Consider the following 17,577-nt stretch of genomic DNA (forward strand, 5'->3'; position numbering starts at 1 on the left):
TTTAGCCTTTGACGGCTCCTACCAACATGCCTTTAATAAAATATTTCTGAATATACGGATAGACAAGCACGATCGGTATAATCGAGACTACGATTGTAGCATAAGTGACGGTTTCTGCCGATACGGTGGACGTAAAATCCAACGCTGCCGCAAATTCCGATTGCAGGTCGTTTTCGACGATCATTTTTTTCAATAAAACTTGAAGCGGAATTTTGTCCATATCTTTCAGCATGATCATCGACCAGAAGTAGCCGTTCCATTTCTCGATCGCGTAGAATAAACCGACCGTCGCCAAAGCGGGCTTCACCAGCGGCAAGAACACTTTGATCAACACTTGCAAGTCATTGCCGCCGTCCACTTTCACCGATTCTTCCAATTCGGCCGGAATCGCCTCGAAGCTCGTGCGCAGCAGGATCACTTTGAAGGCATTGCACGCGAAAGCGATCACTATGCCCGTCCGCGTATTTAACAGTCCCAAATCTCTCAGCGTCAGATAGAACGGAATCATGCCGGCATCGAACCATAGCGTCAACGTGACGAAGATCGTAAACCATTTCCTTCCTCGCAACCGGCTCTTCGACAACGCGTATGCGCCGCAAATGGTGAAGAACATCGAGACCGCCGTCCCGGCGACGGTATAGAAGATCGTGTTGGCATATGCCAACCAGATTTCCGGATTCCCTAATACCTGTTTGTAAGCGTCGAAGGTAAAGCCTTTGGGAAACAGAAGCACCTTGCCCGTCACGACGTTATACGGCATGCTGATGGAAGCGGATAACACGTAAATGAACGGGTACAGCGCCGCGATCGCCATCAACGCCAACAAAATATTGTTAATGACTTTAAATATTTTCTCTCCTCTGGATTCAATCACTCTCATCACCTACCATAAGCCTGCATCCGTTACTTTCTTGCTAATCTTGTTCGCAGCAATGACCAGAACCAAAGCTACGATGGAGTTGAACAAACCTACGGCGGTCGCAAAGTCGTATCTGCCGTCGACAAGCCCCGAACGGTACACATAGGTGCTGATGACATCCGCTTTCTCGTAAGTTGCCGGCTGATAGAGCAGAATAATCGTCTCGTAGCCGACGCTCAGCAAGCTGCCGATCTTCATAATGAACATCACCACAATGGTAGGCAGGATGCCCGGCAGCGTAACATGCATAATCTGTTTGAACTTGCTCGCCCCATCCATTTTGGCCGCTTCGTACAGCTGCGTATCGATCCCGGCAATCGCCGCGATAAAGACGATGGAAGCGAACCCCGTTTCTTTCCACAGGTTCATGACGGTATAGATTCCCCGGAAATAATCGGGATTGGTTAGAAAATAAATTTTCTCCATTCCGAACTTTTCCAGAATAAGGTTGATCAACCCGCTTTCCGGCGCCAGGAAGGTGGTAACGATCCCGGCGATGACCACGACCGATACGAAATGAGGCAAGTAAGTAAGCGTTTGCACTATTTTCTTGAAGCCTTGCCGCGTCACTTCGCTAATCATGATGGCTAATATAATTTGTGCCGGAAAACAAATGATTAGGCCGTATAAGCTAATGATGACGGTGTTGGTGAATACTCTCATAAAGTATTCGCTTCCAATAAACTCGGTAAAGTACTCGAACCCGATCCATTCGCTGGCGGCAATGCCTTTAAATAAGCTGAAGTCTTTAAAGGCGATTTGGATGCCCCACATCGGAAAATATTTAAAAATCAGGAACCAGAGCAGGAACGGTATGAGCAAATAGTATAGTATGCGGTCTCTGTATATATCTTTTTTCAGTTCAATGAAATACGCTTTCACGTCCCGTTTCGGCTTCGCCTTTTTTCCCCTTTTGAATTTCGCGGGTTTGGCGGGAGCGGCGATATTGCTCATATTCATGTCTCACCTCCTGCAGTTTGATATGGCTGATCGTTCTTTGCTCTGCCTTACCCGAATCGTACCCAAGATGCCGCGAAAGGTATATGTCGAAAATTTGCGATAATATTCGTTTTTTGCTTGATGACCGAAAACGTCGACGCCATGCGAAAATCGAATGAAGGCAAAAAATCGTTATTCGGAAGCTTCACCAATAAATAAAGCGCTTTCTATCAAGCTTTTACGGGAAGTCAAAAAATGAATATCGGGCCCATTTGTAAAATTTTGATCTAACAGCAAATCGAAAAAGTGATGTAGACTGATACATACAAAGAGCTCATAAATATGCATTGCTAATTAACATGATTATCGATTTATATTGTTAATTACTGAAAGCATTTTCATAATGACCGAAGGGGAGTAGCGAATGATGGTAAAGAGGAAGTTTTTGTACAAAATGCTAACCTTATTTGTCGTGATTGTCCTGTTATATTCGGCGATCACCTCATCCATCATCTTTTATAAAAGCTATGAAATGTCCGATGCGCAAAACAATCACAGCCGCCTATTATATATCGATCAGAACAGCAATTACGCGGACTTCAAGTTCCGCATCGCGATGGAATTCGTATACAAAGTGTCGACGCTGCAAAGCCTGATCGATTACCGTTACAGCGACGATACCAATTATCTGTATATTGCGAACCTGTACAACGACCTGATCGATCAATTGCAAGGCTTCGGCCAGCTAGGGTTCACGCTAGGCATTACGAAGCTGACGGATAATCTGGTCATTACGGCTGCCGGAACGTTCAGCATTAAAGATTATTTGAACGAGCTCGGCATACAGGCGGAAGCGCTGGACCGCTTCCGGAACCTGCAAGACGAATCGCTCGCGTCGAACACCTATATCGTCCCGCAAGCGATGTCCGGAACGCCCGGCAAAATCGTAATGATCCACCAGACGGTCAATTCCAAGCTCGATCCTTTATACTTTTTTATCGTTGTCGATAGCGTCTCTTTGCTGCCCAGAACGGTTGATAATCTGCAAGGCAATTTCTATCTGTACACCGACGAGATCGTCGGTTCGTATCTACATAACGAAGAGCTTGATCCGGCGATTTTGACCCGAATCGAGTCCATGAACGGCCAGGAAGATTTGAACCATGTAAGACTCGGTTCCACCGTCCATTATATTCATCATTCCAAGGTGATCCCGAATCTCGCCTATATTTATTCCAGCGAAATGACGTCATTCGGCGTGATCTTCCGCGAAATATGGAAGACGGCGCTGTTTCCCAGCATGCTCTTGCTGGTGTTCGGCATCGCGCTCGCTTACATGGCGACCAGGTCAAGCTACAAGCCGATCCGGCAATTGCTTCAATTCCTGGACGAGCAGAGAGGAACGAATGCCGCCGCGCCCAACGGCGGGCATGCGCACCAAACCCATGAACTGGCTTACATCCAATCCAGTATCGAGCAAGTCTATTCCATCAATCATGCCTTGCAGAATAAGCTGGATCATTCCATCGTCCATTTGCGGGAAGATTTCTTTCGCAAGGCGATATACGGTATTGCCGGCGAGGAATGGATTCGCGAGAATTTGTCCGCGCTGCAATTGGAGCGTTTCCGGGACGAATTGAGACTGGCGCTGTTGGAGTGCGAAGGCATGGATACGCTGCATAAAACGATGCCCGCTCCGAACTTGTCCTTTCTGTTCGATACGATGATTAAGGAGATGCGGGACGGCTGCGACGATTATTTTGTTTTGCCGCTGGACAAAAACAAATACTGCATCATTTTCCATAACGTTTCCTCCGAGAACGTCAAGCAAGTCGCGGAGAGCGTGATTGCAACGATCGAAAAGGATCTGTCGCTCGATATAACGGCATACATATCCGAGACGTACCGGCTGGACGAGTTGACTTCCGCCCTGCAGGAGCTGCTTCGTCTCAGCAATTACCAGTATGCGACCGCAAGCAAGGTGCTTACCTCAGAAAGCGTGACAAATCTTGAAGAAACGGTCTGGCACTATCCGCTCGAGACGGAAACATGCCTGATTAATTACGTCAATTCGAATGATCTGGGGAAAGCTTACGAACTGCTGAGAGATGTACTCGACAAAAACGTAAATCATTTGGCGCTGAGTCCGGCGAATCTGTCGAATTTGAAGCATTCGTTCCTAACCACCTTCAAACGATGCTTGAACGCGAACGGAAAAACGTTGAATCAGTTCGTCAGAGAGTATCCCGATCAGTTGGATCAGTTTATGGAAGCCCCCGTTTCGAAGTTTACGGAGAAGGCGTTCGCATTGTTCGAGTTGATCTTCAATTATTGCAACAAGGATAAGTTCAGCCTGGAAAGCTCCACCGCTTCCCAAATCTTTATTTATATCCATCAGCATTTCGATCGGGATTTATCGTTGACGGATATTGCGAGTCATTTCAACTTGTCCGAAAGCTATGTCAGCAAGCTGTTGAAAAATTCGCTGGACATTAACTTCAAGCAATATGTCAATTCGCTTAAGGTGAAGAGAGCAAAAGAGCTATTCAATCAGGGCAATTACAAAGTTCATGAAGTTGCGGCAATCGTCGGATGCAATAATACGAACACGTTCATTCGCATCTTTAAGCAATATATCGGCGTATCGCCGGGAGAGTATGTCAAAAGCCTGGGGTAACGCGCTCCGGAGGCGGATCACGATTTTTTGCCGGCATATCGAATTTATCGCTTTTCGGTCCACATCGCCCGCTCTCGTATCATTTTTCGCGATGACAGCAAATAGTGAGGATAGGCTTCTCCTTCTGCGCGGATTACAATGAAACCGTAATCATTGTATGAACCGACCTTAGATAATGAGACGAGAGGAGCATAACCAATGGACCGTCACCCGGAATGGCTGCATGACGCTTATCGGAAATCGATTCGCAAGATCGGTGCCGTAAGCAAAAAAATAGGTGCGGGTTTTCCGCACGTATGCTTGAATGGAGATTATAATTGCGAAGACGCTTCCTTCTGGACTTCCGGATTTTGGGGAGGCTTGCTCTGGCTGGCCTTTCGCGAAACGAAAGAGGAGTCTTTGAGGGAATTAGCGGAGCAGATCGAACAACAGCTGAACGTTCCGCTGCATGACTTTTACGATATTCATCACGATGTCGGATTTATGTATTTGCCGACGGCTGTCGCGAACTACCGGCGGACAGGCAACGAGGCGTCCCGAAGATCGGGCCTGATCGCGGCCAGCCATTTGGCGGGGCGCTTCAACTTGAAAGGACAATTCATTCGGGCATGGACGGATCGCGTCGACCCGAACAGCACCGGATGGGCCATTATCGATTGCCTTATGAATTTGCCGCTGCTGTTCTGGGCGGCGCAGGAAGATCGCGATCCCCGCTTCCGGCATATCGCCGTGGCGCATGCGGATACGGTGCTCAAGCATTTTGTAAGAGAGGACTGGACCGTCCCTCATATCGTAAGCTTCGATCCGGAGACGGGAGAGAAGATCGAGAACCTTGGCGGCCAAGGGCTCGGACCGGATTCCGCATGGTCGCGGGGACAAGCGTGGGCTATATACGGCTTTGCGATTGCGGCGCGCGAAACCGGCAAGCGCGAATATGCAACCGCCGCCAAAAATATCGCGAATTACTTCCTGTCCCATCTTCCCGAGGACCGGGTCCCTTATTGGGACTTCCGGACGGCGGACAAAGACAAGTTTGTCAGGGATTCGACGGCATCCGCCTGCACGGCAAGCGGGCTGCTCGAGTTAAGCGCGCTGCTCGACGATGAAACCGAACAAGCCTTCTACGATGAGTGCGCCTTGGACATCCTTAAAGGATTGTACGACAATTATGCCGATTTCAGCGACCGTCAGGATGCGATTCTGACGAAAGGGACGGTATCCTATCCCGTCAACAAGCATGTCAATGTGCCGATCATTTACGGCGATTATTACTTCGTAGAAGCGCTGGCCAAATTGCACGGTCATCCGGGGCTGTTCTAGCTGGGAGCCGCATGCAAGAAAATCCCCCGGATTCCTTTCCTTCCGGGGGATTATGCTATGCGGTAAGTCGCCTAGAACCCGATTCTTTGTCTGCTCTCCAGACGTTGAATCTGTTGTTCGCCCGTATCGGCCATTTCCCTGAATTCGTTGATCGTTTGGCGCATTTTAGGCAGCGCCTCTTGCTTGTAAGTGCTGATCGCATCCAGCGCCGACAGCACGTCCGAGAAGGCCTGCTTCATGGTCTCCGGCGAAATATTGGTTTCCATCGATTGTTTCTGGATCGCCGCGCCTTGTTCTTTCAACATTTTGGAGGTCGCACTGATCAGATTTTCCGTGGTTTGATTCAGCAATTCGATCTTTTTCAGGACAATCTTTTGATTGTAAAGCGCGCTTGCCACCATGACGGACGTTCTCAGCGCGGAAACGGTCACGTTTCTGGCTCTGTCTACGCCTCTGATCAACTCTTTATTGTTTCTGATAACCACTTCGATCGCCATAATCCCCTGCTGATTCACGACCATCATTTGTTGCAAATCCATTAAACGTTGACGCAACGGAAACATGACTTCTTCCGTAATAAACCGGATTTTGTCTTCGGACTCCCCTCGCACTTTGGCCAATTCCACCTGTTTCTCGATTTCCTCGTCCATCAGTGAGCCGAGATCGATTTCCTTTTGCAGCTTTTTCGTGAGATCGCGCAGCGACTGCTGCTCAAATTCCAGCGTCGTGTTGTCGTTTTTCAGGACCGTCTTCCCCTTGTCGAGAGACACGATAATGTCTGAAATGACGGCATCCGCTTTCTCGAACTTGGCGAAGTATCTGCGCAACGGATTAAAAATCATGCCCAGTACGCCGGTCTTCGCAAAATCGATCGCGCTCGGGTCCAAATCTTTCAATTGGAGATGCAGATCCGTCAAGCCTTTGGCCACCTCTCCGCCTTCGTCTCCCGTTTGCGACAACTTCCCTACCGACACGCGCAAGAGCGCATTTTTCTCCGAGGACGACCGCATGGTGCTCATCCCGAATTTGTCGATTGATTGCAAAATTTCTCTCCGTTTCTCCACTGAATCCATATCCAGTTCCAAAATCGTCGATACGTTGTTGGCGGCCAGCTCTTTGAGCTGCTTTACCTCCTCCGGCTCAGGCTTCACCTGCTCTTCAATAACCGACTTAAGCTCCTCTTTACTTACGACTTCCATTGAAAACGACATGGCATCCCCTTCTTTCCCCCGAATTGGTTCCTACATTTGAACGTTGAACAGATTGCCGATCTTGTACACTACATCGTCCGTGTCCGCATCGATGCTGGCCGCTTCGTTAATGCTTGAAATGCTTTGCAGCGCCTTGATATTCGCATTGTAGCCGATCGTATAGATCGGGATTTTGTAAGTCTCGATCAATCCTCTGATGTCGTTCAGCGAATGCCCTTGGTTTGTGTCGCCGTCGCTAAGCACAAAAATCAGCGGCTTAACGTCGGGATTTTGCGCCATTTCATCCTGAAGCATTTTCATGGCCACGACAATGCCGTCGAATGTTGCGGTGCCGCCTCCTGCCTGAAGGCTCTCTACCGCCCCGACAAACATGGATTGCTGGTTCGTATCGTACTTCCCGATCGGAAGATTGATCGTCACATCGCTCGAGTAGGAAACAAAGCCGATGCTATTGTCTTTGCCCAAGTACTTCTGGCCCGTAATCAAGGATTCCTTCAACCGGTTCAACGGTTCGCCGTCCATACTCCCGGATACGTCGGCCACAAACACGGCGACGATCGGTTTGTTCCCGCTTTTCTTCTCTTTCCATAACTTCTGGGCGGAGGATAAAATATTGCCGTCCACCGCGTCGAACTCCGACGCATAATCGTTCATCCCGTTGAAGCCTTTATCCGAAGCCAGCTTCTGATATTTGTCTTGCCCGACGAACTCGGCAAACTTCTTAATAATCTCCATCTTCTCTTGCGGTAATTTGCCGAGCGCATAGAGCGGGCTGTCATGCCGTACGCCAAAGGGCGTAAAGACATAGCCGCCCTTCAAATCCGGCACGTTGACATAAGTTTGGTACTCGAGAACGAAAGCGTCCAACGCTCCCGATTTGGCCGCGTCGCGCATCTGGATCGTTGTGGATGCGATAAAAGGAACATTGGTCTGGAACCGCTCGAATCCTTGAACCGCTTTGTCTCCAAGCATATCGGAGCTGTCAAACGTTCTCAAGGCAGTCACTAGAAAATTCAATCCGGTCGAACTGGCGAAAGGATCCGTATACCCCATCGATAGCTCATTATTCGCAATCGCTTCCGTAATGGTCGAAACGTTCAAAGAACCGTATTTGCCCACCAGCTCATCATACTTGGACTTTGCGGATACAACGCCGGTGACGTTGCCGGCCAAACGTTTCGAGACAAGCTGCGTTTCGATGCCCTGCGCTTTGACCAATTCCCCCCATAGTTCGTTGGAAGGGGTGAAAGCATCCGGGACATACTTGCCCGATCTTATAAAATCGGTCGCCGTCCCCGAAGCGATATTGCGAATTTTGACGGAAACCGGCTTTCCGTTCACTTCCAGCTTGGCATCGTTGAAGGCCTTCGCCACTTCATTCAACCAGCCGTCAACGCCGTCCCCGGCCTTCTCCGGGGAAGAGAAAATCTCGACAAAGCTATCCGTCGTATTCTGTACCGAAATCGGGAACTTTGAAATATCCGGAAGCGAATCGCCGATCGAAGCCGGATCGAGATCGATCAATCCTTTCGTTGGCGGCGCATTCGTCACCTTAATGTTCTTATAAAGCTTCTCCAACCGCTTGCTCGCGTCTTCCATCGTAACTTCGCTCTGGCTTTTGCCCAAATTGGAAGTCCATTTAATTCCGAAATACACTAGCGCAAACATGACAACCGCAATAATTAATAACGTAACAAAGGCTTTCCCCATTCCTTTTCGAGCCATTCTCATCTCCCTCTCATTGATTATAATATTTCGTCTGTTTGATCAATTGATCGATCTCCTTCATGCCGGGCATTTCTTCGATTTCTCTATAATCGACATTGCCCAATTGAGATATCTCCAAGAGCAATTTATCCACTTTTAACAAAATCTCCTCGTTAGCTCCCAGGTATCCCCTTACAAAGGTTAAGTATTCGTTGTATAACTCCTGTCTTTCTTGTACCAATTTACCGGTAAACAGCGGCATTTTTTGCCGACGGGCAAATGCGGCAAACTCCGACGCATCGAACACGTTAAGCTTGGTCAGAACCCCCCGAATGTTTAAGTAAAACAACTTCTCGACCTCGTCAATGACAGAGACGAATTTCCGATAACTGATTTCCGTCGGCTCAAATCTTTGGCCGAGGATGTCCCACAGGAGCTTCTTCTTCTTATCGATCCGCTCCAACTGATCGAGGGCAAGCGCAATATCCTTTTTAAGTACGTTTACATTTTTGTATTGATGAAGCGCGGCTGCGTAGTCCTCATGGGAGTTCATGTCTTTGACCGGCGTTGCGACAGGCGACTTAAAGAGCAATACATAACTGCCGTAAAGAATGACAAGAAGGCTAACCGTAAGCAAGGTGACGCCCGAAGCGGTCTCTAGCGCGCTGTCGCCCCCGATCTCCACTCCCAATAATCCGGGCGATAAAACGATAATATTCAGAATTACGATTCCGATGATTAGCAGCAGCAACTTCAATAATCGCGAACTATTCAAAATCCCACCTCCCCCGCTTACAATAACCAATACGTTCCATCATTCGGTGACGTTTCGCTTCTTTATTTTACCAGAGAATGAAGGCGTAAGCTTCATGAATCTTGCCCGATTCGACATTAATCCCGAAAATAATCCAACTCTCCAACCATTATGTAATCTTCTTCGCGAAAAAACGCCGGTTTCGATTGAGCGAAAAGGAAAAATGCGCCCCCATTTGCCCAATCTTATGTATCGTATTCAACTATGGTTGTGAATGTTTACGGCGCCGAAACCGGCACATAAATGAGAATTCCGGATTCTGACCGGTGGACTCCGGCGAACCGCTCTCCGTAATACTCAAAATCAAATACGCCGTTCAATCGGTGCGTGTTGCGGGTAAACCATGTTCCATAAATATAGCGATAAGTTAACGGCAATTTTTCTACGCTTCCCCGATGCTCGAATACGATGTATGTCCCTTCCGGAATCGTGAATTGCTCCTGTTCCTCCTCCGCCTCGATATGTTCAGCCTCCGCAGCCGCCAAATAGGTATACGCCGCGTCGAATTCCATGCTATCGTCGTATCGAACGATGCCGAACTTGTCTTTTTGCTTGTTCCGGCAATTCTTCCACAATCGGTTCCAGCAATCGTGAATATGCTCGATCGAACAGCTTCGGGCCGAGTAGCCTCTCACGATTTTTTCGTCAAGGTCAACCTGCCCCGCCGCCTCGGCTTCAAGCTGTTGAATATGATCAAGGTATTCTGCCTTCAGTACATCCATCATCAAATTAGGCGGAATGCGGCCCGAGCCTCTCCATTCGTTCGGCAAGACGCCAAACCTTGCCTTAAACGCCCTTGTAAACGTTTCATGCGATTCAAATCCGTACATATACGAAACGTCGATAATCCGATAGTTTGTCCTGCGCAGGGTCTTGGCCGCTTCCGTTAATTTTCTGGCCGCAACGTATTGCCCTACCGTATGGTTGGTCACTTGATGAAACAGCCTTTGAAAATGAAACTTCGAATACCCTATATGGCCCGCAATCTCGTCTACATTCGTTTTTTGGCCGAGCCTTTTCTCAATATAGCGCACTGCTTCCATCATGCGTTCTACATACTCCATCGAAGATCCTCCGAACGATACGATTTCTGCGTGATACATTGTAGCATCATTCGTCAAAATGAGGCAGATTTCCTCCCTTATAATTGAAACAGTCATGCCATAAGGAAAAGGAGTGAGCTCCCGATGTATCATCCGCGTTTGCAAGGCAATCATTTCGAAATGGGGTATAAGTATGGAAGTTTGATGTACAAAAAAGGGGGCCGGTTCGAGTCCGTGATCTCTTTAAGTAAAGAACAGCTCGAGTTCGGAGTGGAATCTTTGGCGGCCTGCAAGGCCTGCTATCCGGAAATTACGGAGGAGATAAGGGGGATGGCCGAAGGGGCGCGTTACCCGTTCGAATCCTTTGCCGCGTTTCTGTTCAACATGGGGGTTGTCGGCGATGCGTACGGCTGCACTTGTTTTTGCTTTCAACGGGGAAACGACATTGTCTTCGCGCGCAATCACGATATGTTCTCCGATTACAAAAAAACGACGGAAAGCTGCCTATACCGGCCAAGCGGCGGGTATACCTTTCTGGGTCAAGGAGACGCCCTGATCGGCAAGGAAGACGGAGTCAACGAGCATGGCCTGGCGGTCGGCATGACCTTTGTCGCTTCCACACGCGCCAAGCCCGGATTGAACTTTTTGTTCATTGTCCGCTGCTTGCTGGAAAAAGCGAGAACGGCCGACGAAGCGATCGGCCTGCTCCGCTCCTTGCCAATATCCACGGCTCAAAACATCGTCCTGGCGGACAAAACCGGGGATATGGCCGTAGTTGAATGTTGTTCGCAAGGAATCGCCGTAAGACGTCCGGTCAACGGAGAGAATTTCATTATCGCGACCAATCAATTCATCGATGCGTCCATGACTTCATGGGACCATCGTCCCGTACCGGACTGGTACTCGACCCAAACCCGCTACCGCAACGTTTATCAATCCTTGCTCGAATCCGCAACGGCGGATTCGCTGCAGCTCGCTCAGGATATTCTATCCGGCAAATGCGGTTTTATGTGCCAGTATAAAAAAGAGCTGCGATTCGACAGCCTATGGTCCTTCGTCGTCAGATTGAACGATCTGGAGATCCGGAGAGCGGAAGGAAATCCCGGCAAGACGAAATTTGTGAACGATACTCGCCTCGACTGGGCGATGGAGAAGAGCGGGTAGCCGCGACTGCAAGCAGCACGCTCGGATAAAGCCGCTAAACCTGTCTCGTTAGCGGCCTCTTTCTCCTAGCTTCTCATCCAACATTTGCAGAGCCAATTTCAATTGATCTTTCGGCAAGTTGGCATATGAATCCCCTATACTGATTTCATACGAACAGCTCTTCTCGTCGTTTTGGTGCAAGTAAGAAGTTAAGCCGATGCCCGTTTCCTCATATATACTTATTAATATTGGTTCAAGCTGTTCTCTCGGCAGATCGATATGGACATGAAACATATTGGACACGGGCTCCACGGGCTTCGTAACGACGCCGTAACATTGATTGTACAAGCCGGCAAGTTCTTGGGCGTGATGATAGTACTGATCCATCTTCTGAATTCTTAGCTTAAAATAGTAATCGGCGCTTACGATATAAGGATAAAGGCTGATTAAATCTCCGCCATACCGTCTTTTCCACACCTTGGATTCCTGTATAAGCGGTTCCTCTCCGGCCAGAACGGCTCCCGCAATGCCGCCAATCCCTTTATAAAACGATACGTAAACGGAATCAAACAGCTGGCAAATTTCCGCCGCCGATTTATTATAGTACGGCGTGATCTCAAACAGCCTCGCCCCGTCCAGATGCAATTTGATTCCTTGCTCGCGGCAGTAAGCCGAGATCGCTTCAAGCTCCCGGTAATCGGGCAATTGCCCGCCGATCTCCCGCTGAGGCAACTCAAGCAATAGACAGGCGACATCCTCCCGCATATTCATGACATCTTCCAACGTGATCAATCTCGTCTTGTCGGCAAGCAGAATCGGTTCGATCCGATGCAGCTCTTTCAGGCCGTCCTCTTCATGAATTTCCAAATGACATAACGGATGGTACGCTACCCGCCTCAGCCCTTGTCGATCGCACCACATCCGCAAAGCGATTTGTTGCGCCATCGTTCCGCTCGGAAAGAATACGGCCGCCTCTTTCCCTACATAATTCGCCATCCTTCTTTGAAAGTCTTCGATGAGCTCGCCTTTGCCGTAGATATCGCTTTCCACACTCCCGTCGATATCCTCAAACGCTTCCTGCAAAACGCGAACGTTCCTTTTTCCGTTTCCGCCTACCGGGTAAAGCGCCTGTTTAAAGGCGGCAGATAAAGTCATGTTGTCGTCCATCCTGCGGCATCCCCTTTCCACGTTGAAATTGAAGCCCTATCAGCCCAACATAGCTTATCCTGAGCGTAGAGTATTCTGTTTATTTAAATTCATAGTTGACTATAACACTAGTGTCACAGTTTTAAAATAAGCCTGTAACATACTTGAAAGGAGACAGTTGTATGAAAAATAATGAATACAATGTGAGTAAAAAATCCGGTAATGTGACAGGTGTAAGATCTGATACCGACACCGTACAGCAGTGACAGTCATTGGCCTAGGTCCTATGGGCAGGGCGCTGGCCGGTGCGTTCCTAAAAAATGGCCACCCAACAACGGTATGGAACCGCTCTGCAGAGAAGGCCGACGAGCTTGTTGCACAAGGAGCGGCCAAGGCTGATACGGTTGCTGATGCGATCTTGGCAAGTCCTCTGGTGATTGTCTGTGTACTGGACTATAACGTTGTACACTCAATTCTTAAGCATGCAGGAGATGCTTTGAAGGGCAGAACCTTGGTGAATCTTACTGGCGGCTCTCCTAGTTGGGCAAGAGAGATGGCTGAATGGGCAGCCAAGGGTGACATTGACTATCTTGATGGATCCATCATAGTCCCAACCATTGGAGAGTCATCAGCATCTATCCTGTACAGTGGACCTGAGGATGTCTATCAAACCCATCAGACGACACTAGCAAGTCTGGGTGGCACATCTACACATCTTGGTAAGGACCCAGGCCTTGCAGCGGCTTACGATACAGCATTACTCGATATCTTTTGGACGTCAATGATCGGCTACGTACATGCCCTTGCTCTCGCCAGAGCGGAGAACATCTCTGTGATAGACCTAGTGCCGTATGCCCAGGGAATTGTAGGTATGATGCCTGACGTCATGTCCGTGTTCGCACATCAAGTCGAAAGCGGGCAGTATCCAGGTGAAGAGTCCAACATCACTTCGACTGCCGCAGTATTGGAAAACCTTATTCACACCTCCAAAACCCTTAATCTCGACGTAGGAGTACTGAACGCTGCAAAGGCAACCGTCCAGCACGCGATAGACTTGGGTTATGGTGCTAATGACTTCTCACGACTGACTGAAGTCATTAAGAAGTCATCTATGTAACCTGTTCGTAACTGTATTCACTGGGAGGGTCCAGAACGTTGATTTGACTGGTACCCTCCACAACCAGCGAGAAAATCCAGTCAACGCCGACAATAACCATTAGTTCTATTGCGTCGAACATGGAGTATCACCTTTGTTTCATTTGATTGATTTGCTTTTTCAGCCGGTGTTGTACGACGCCCAAATTACTTATTTGTCTGTTGATTTCAGCCAGTTTTCCTTCATATGCATCCAGGGCTTCATCACAAAGTTCGTCTATTTCATTTTTAAAATGGGTATCTACACAATTTATCATTTCTTCTATTTGATTAGTCGTAAAACCTAAACCTAAGTATAGTTGGATCGTTTTAATTCGATCTACAGCAGATTCATCAAAATCCCGATAGCCATTCTCTAGACGGGAGGCGGTAATTAAGTTTTTCTTCTCATAATGCCTGATAGATCGGATACTGGCACCGGTTGATTCAGACAACTGACTTATCTTCAATGAAAGTACCTCCTTTTCTATAGGTTCATACTTCACTCTTAAGTATTAACATTCGTGTTAAGGTAATAAAAACTGGCAAGTTTTAATGGTAGGTACACCCATTAGCAAGCGCTCCAAGCCGGAAGATGGCCGTTACCCTCCGAACCTTCCGCGCGCAATGAGGGGTAGTACCGGAAAACCGGTCCTACCCCTTTCCATATAAGCGCAGTTTGTATTGTATCGAACAACTGTCCGGGTGCAAGTCTAGTTTAGCTTCTGGCCGCAATTCGGGCAGAAGTTGGCGCCTTCGTTTCTCGTGCCGCAGTTCGGGCAGAAGTTCGGCTTTTGCCCTCCCCCGGAAGCGGAAGGCGCAGCAGGCGCGGGTTGCCCGTTCTGGTTCATATTTTTCAACATTTCATTGGCGAGGTTCATCCCCATCATCATGCCGGCCATGTCCGAAGCGGCCCCGCCGCCTTGCACTTTACCGGATGCGATCCCGTCCGTCATGCTCACTTGTTGATACTTCTGCATATTGCCGATCATTTCATGCGACGCCGTCTTCGTAATCATGTCTTGAATTTCTTGCGGATAATTGAAGCTCATCACTTGGAAGCCTGTAATCGTCATCCCGTCCTCTATTACTTGCATATCCAAATCTTCGCGAATGCCCTTGGCAATATCGAAAGCGTTCGCCTGCAGATTGAACATGTCCTTCCCTTCTCTGCCGATCCACTTCATGAGCAGTTGATCCAACACGGAAGTAATGCGGATTTTCACATCATCAACGAGATAGCTGTCTTTCATGCCGGCAATCTTATCGATCAGCGTCACGTAATCATTCACTTTGAAGTTGAACGTGCCGTTGGCGCGGATCGGCATGCCGCCCGGAAGCTGGGCAGTCGGAATGAGAACCGGATTTTGCGTTCCCCAGCGGACGGTGAATTCCTTCGTGTTCACGAATAAGACTTCCACCCGCATCCCGCTGTTGAAGCCGAACTTAAATCCTTTCAGCGTAGACAGGAAAGGGATGATGTCGGAATCGATGTTATACTCCCCTTCATTCTCGAAAATCCCTTCAATCTTGCCGTTGTTCACGAAAATCGCGTCTTGGCCGGAGCGGATAATTAATTTGCTTCCTTTCTTAATCTCCCGGTTGCTCCACTTCCAAAAAATCATATCGTCCCGAAATTCTTCCCATTCCACCACGTTCGAAAATTGGTTTCTGAAAAATCCCATCTCGTTTCCCCATCCTTTGCGTTAAAATGATCCTCTGCTGCCGCTATGCGAATGGCCGCCTCTGGAGATCCCTCCGCCGCCGCCCGAGCCGCCGCTGTTGTTTCTTTCGATCTTCCGCTTCGTTGTCGTCGTTCGAATGTACCTGTCATGACCGTCCAAAATCCCCGAAGTGCTCGTATCTTCGTAGGTCCGCCGGTTGACCGTAACGCGGCCGCCGGAACGGTAAGCCATCGTCCCGACAACGACGCCTCCGATCCCAACCGAAGCCGCCAACTGAAACCAGAGCTGAAACAAAATATTGTCCGGATTCACCCCGGGTTCGAAGCCCATATAGTTATGGGCGGTTTTGATATATTTCTCGAAAGCCGCGTAATAATCGCCGTCCGATAAGTACGGTGTAATTTTATGGCGTATTTTGTCCAGCCTGCCGTCGTCCAAATACGTCTCCGCTTTATAAAATCCGGCCAAATAAACCTCCCGGTTGTTCATGTCCAACATCAAAATGACCGCATTGCCATGAGGCTTGTCGTACCCGGGCGCATGATCGTCGTAGAAATCCTCCGTCATTAGCTGGACATCGATATTTTCGACATTTTTGGAAGTGACAACGATCATATCCGTTTCCCGCTCCGCCCCGTATTCGTTGGCCATGGCGTTCAGCTTATCTCGCTCTTCTTGGCTGAGCAGATTGGCTTCGTCATAGATGAATTGCTTTCCCCCCGCTGCCGCCGCAATCTGTACGGGAAAGGCGAGATATACGGCAAAGAAGCACAGCATCGCCAGAACCGCCGCTTTATGTCCTCTCACCAGAATCCTCCCCCCATCATCCAAGAGACGAGCTTGAGCGACAGGAAAGAGACGCCGAAAATGCCTGCAAACCAAGCGGACACTTTCGCCATGCTAATCGGGGGCTTGCCGACCACCTTGCCCGTCTGCCCGTTCATGGCAAACGTATACTCCGACTTATTGTAATCGTAGTGCACCATCCATACCGGTAGCAGAACATAATCCGCCTGTTTCAACTTGGTATCGATTTGCTTATTGGTGTAATGAACCGTGTTATACCCTGCCGTCGCAGACGAAATGTAAGCATCGATATATCCTCTGATTTTCTCTTTCGCCCGCGGGAAAAGCTGCTCCTCGTCATAGCTGTACTTCTCCGCAATATAACCGGCGAGATACGGCGTTTTGAAACTTTTCAACTGCTCATACGGAAAAGGCTCCAACTTATCCATCAGTTCGTCCTTCATTTTCGCCGAAGCGTCGATCGGCACCTTCACATAATTGAGACGGATTTTCCGGTAGACGTCGAAATATTGCGTTTCCGTATAATGGTAGTCGCCTCTTGTATACGTTCTTACTTTCGTGCCCTGGCCATGCACCTCGATTTTATTATGCAGTTCATATAACCAGAAAGGCACATACATCCCGGTAATTCCTTTAATGCGATCCGCCGTCATAAATCCGCTTGGCGTTAGGAGGCCGTTGCGGCACCATTTCCGAAAAGCCCTCATCGCTTCTTCCTTCGTAATCGAAAAAGGAATGACCATAACCGGGGCTAGTTCTCCGCTCAACCGGTCGCTGAGCACGACGGCCGAACCGCAAAAGCTGCAAGTCGTCGCGCTCGTCTCCGACTCGGTCATAATAACGGCTCCGCAACTGTTGCAATGATACTCTTTCACCTCGTCTTCGGTGAAGACATGCTTTGTCAATGGATCGGGGATTTGCTCGATATTGTCTTTTCTTCCGCAGCTTAGGCAAGATAACGTTCCTGTGTCACCGTCAAAAACCATGCCGCCGCCGCAGTTCGGACATTTGTATTCGATAACCGGCATTTGC

Annotated in this window: 15 protein-coding genes; 4 read left to right on the forward strand and 11 right to left on the reverse strand. The window is 48.7% G+C overall.

What is annotated here, in order from left to right; genetic code table 11:
- Window position 1: 1 nt before the first annotated feature.
- Window positions 2-874, reverse strand: coding sequence for a carbohydrate ABC transporter permease (locus KQI79_RS27755; RefSeq protein WP_216540209.1), 873 nt, complete (start codon window positions 872-874; stop codon window positions 2-4).
- A gap of 9 nt (window positions 875-883) precedes the next feature.
- Window positions 884-1,879 (reverse strand): ABC transporter permease, encoded by a 996-nt coding sequence (locus KQI79_RS20725; RefSeq protein WP_230192630.1) that lies wholly within the window; start codon window positions 1,877-1,879, stop codon window positions 884-886.
- A gap of 403 nt (window positions 1,880-2,282) precedes the next feature.
- Between KQI79_RS20725 and KQI79_RS20730 the strand changes: the two genes are divergently transcribed.
- Both KQI79_RS20730 and KQI79_RS20735 read left to right on the forward strand, forming a co-directional pair.
- Window positions 2,283-4,535 (forward strand): helix-turn-helix transcriptional regulator, encoded by a 2,253-nt coding sequence (locus KQI79_RS20730; protein WP_216540210.1) that lies wholly within the window; start codon window positions 2,283-2,285, stop codon window positions 4,533-4,535.
- 198 nt (window positions 4,536-4,733) lie between these two features.
- Entirely contained in the window at window positions 4,734-5,855 is a 1,122-nt protein-coding gene (locus tag KQI79_RS20735) for a glycoside hydrolase family 88 protein (protein ID WP_216540211.1), read from the forward strand.
- A 71-nt stretch (window positions 5,856-5,926) separates the two neighbouring features.
- On the opposite strand, the gene KQI79_RS20740 is transcribed toward KQI79_RS20735, so the two are convergent.
- The 4 genes from KQI79_RS20740 to KQI79_RS20755 form a co-directional block, all read right to left on the reverse strand.
- Window positions 5,927-7,066, reverse strand: coding sequence for a toxic anion resistance protein (locus KQI79_RS20740; protein WP_216540212.1), 1,140 nt, complete (start codon window positions 7,064-7,066; stop codon window positions 5,927-5,929).
- A gap of 30 nt (window positions 7,067-7,096) precedes the next feature.
- Window positions 7,097-8,791 (reverse strand): vWA domain-containing protein, encoded by a 1,695-nt coding sequence (locus tag KQI79_RS20745; RefSeq protein WP_216540213.1) that lies wholly within the window; start codon window positions 8,789-8,791, stop codon window positions 7,097-7,099.
- Between the two features lie 13 nt (window positions 8,792-8,804).
- On the reverse strand, window positions 8,805-9,548 hold the full coding sequence (locus KQI79_RS20750) for a hypothetical protein (RefSeq protein WP_216540214.1): 744 nt from the start codon (window positions 9,546-9,548) through the stop codon (window positions 8,805-8,807).
- Between the two features lie 257 nt (window positions 9,549-9,805).
- On the reverse strand, window positions 9,806-10,651 hold the full coding sequence (locus tag KQI79_RS20755) for an AraC family transcriptional regulator (protein WP_216540215.1): 846 nt from the start codon (window positions 10,649-10,651) through the stop codon (window positions 9,806-9,808).
- Window positions 10,652-10,774: 123 nt separating this feature from the next.
- Between KQI79_RS20755 and KQI79_RS20760 the strand changes: the two genes are divergently transcribed.
- Window positions 10,775-11,794: a C45 family autoproteolytic acyltransferase/hydrolase gene (locus tag KQI79_RS20760; RefSeq protein ID WP_216540216.1), complete on the forward strand. Its 1,020-nt coding sequence runs from the start codon at window positions 10,775-10,777 to the stop codon at window positions 11,792-11,794.
- Window positions 11,795-11,842: 48 nt separating this feature from the next.
- On the opposite strand, the gene KQI79_RS20765 is transcribed toward KQI79_RS20760, so the two are convergent.
- On the reverse strand, window positions 11,843-12,940 hold the full coding sequence (locus KQI79_RS20765; RefSeq protein WP_216540217.1) for a threonine aldolase family protein: 1,098 nt from the start codon (window positions 12,938-12,940) through the stop codon (window positions 11,843-11,845).
- Between the two features lie 241 nt (window positions 12,941-13,181).
- On the opposite strand from KQI79_RS20765, the gene KQI79_RS20770 reads away from it, so the two are divergent.
- Complete coding sequence (locus KQI79_RS20770; RefSeq protein ID WP_290370057.1) at window positions 13,182-14,036, forward strand: NAD(P)-dependent oxidoreductase; 855 nt, start codon at window positions 13,182-13,184, stop codon at window positions 14,034-14,036.
- Between the two features lie 127 nt (window positions 14,037-14,163).
- On the opposite strand, the gene KQI79_RS20775 is transcribed toward KQI79_RS20770, so the two are convergent.
- The 4 genes from KQI79_RS20775 to KQI79_RS20790 all read right to left on the reverse strand — a co-directional run bounded on the left by KQI79_RS20775 (window position 14,164) and on the right by KQI79_RS20790 (window position 17,573).
- Complete coding sequence (locus KQI79_RS20775; protein ID WP_216540219.1) at window positions 14,164-14,523, reverse strand: MerR family transcriptional regulator; 360 nt, start codon at window positions 14,521-14,523, stop codon at window positions 14,164-14,166.
- Between the two features lie 243 nt (window positions 14,524-14,766).
- Window positions 14,767-15,738 carry an SPFH domain-containing protein gene (locus KQI79_RS20780; RefSeq protein ID WP_216540220.1) on the reverse strand — a complete coding sequence of 324 codons (972 nt, stop codon included), beginning with the start codon at window positions 15,736-15,738 and terminating at the stop codon, window positions 14,767-14,769.
- 21 nt (window positions 15,739-15,759) lie between these two features.
- Complete coding sequence (locus tag KQI79_RS20785; RefSeq protein ID WP_253298304.1) at window positions 15,760-16,515, reverse strand: TPM domain-containing protein; 756 nt, start codon at window positions 16,513-16,515, stop codon at window positions 15,760-15,762.
- 26 nt (window positions 16,516-16,541) lie between these two features.
- A complete protein-coding gene (locus KQI79_RS20790) occupies window positions 16,542-17,573 on the reverse strand; it encodes a TFIIB-type zinc ribbon-containing protein (protein ID WP_216540222.1) in 1,032 nt (343 codons plus the stop codon).
- Window positions 17,574-17,577: the final 4 nt, after the last annotated feature.

The organism is Paenibacillus sp. MSJ-34 (assembly GCF_018918005.1).
Taxonomy (GTDB): domain Bacteria; phylum Bacillota; class Bacilli; order Paenibacillales; family Paenibacillaceae; genus MSJ-34.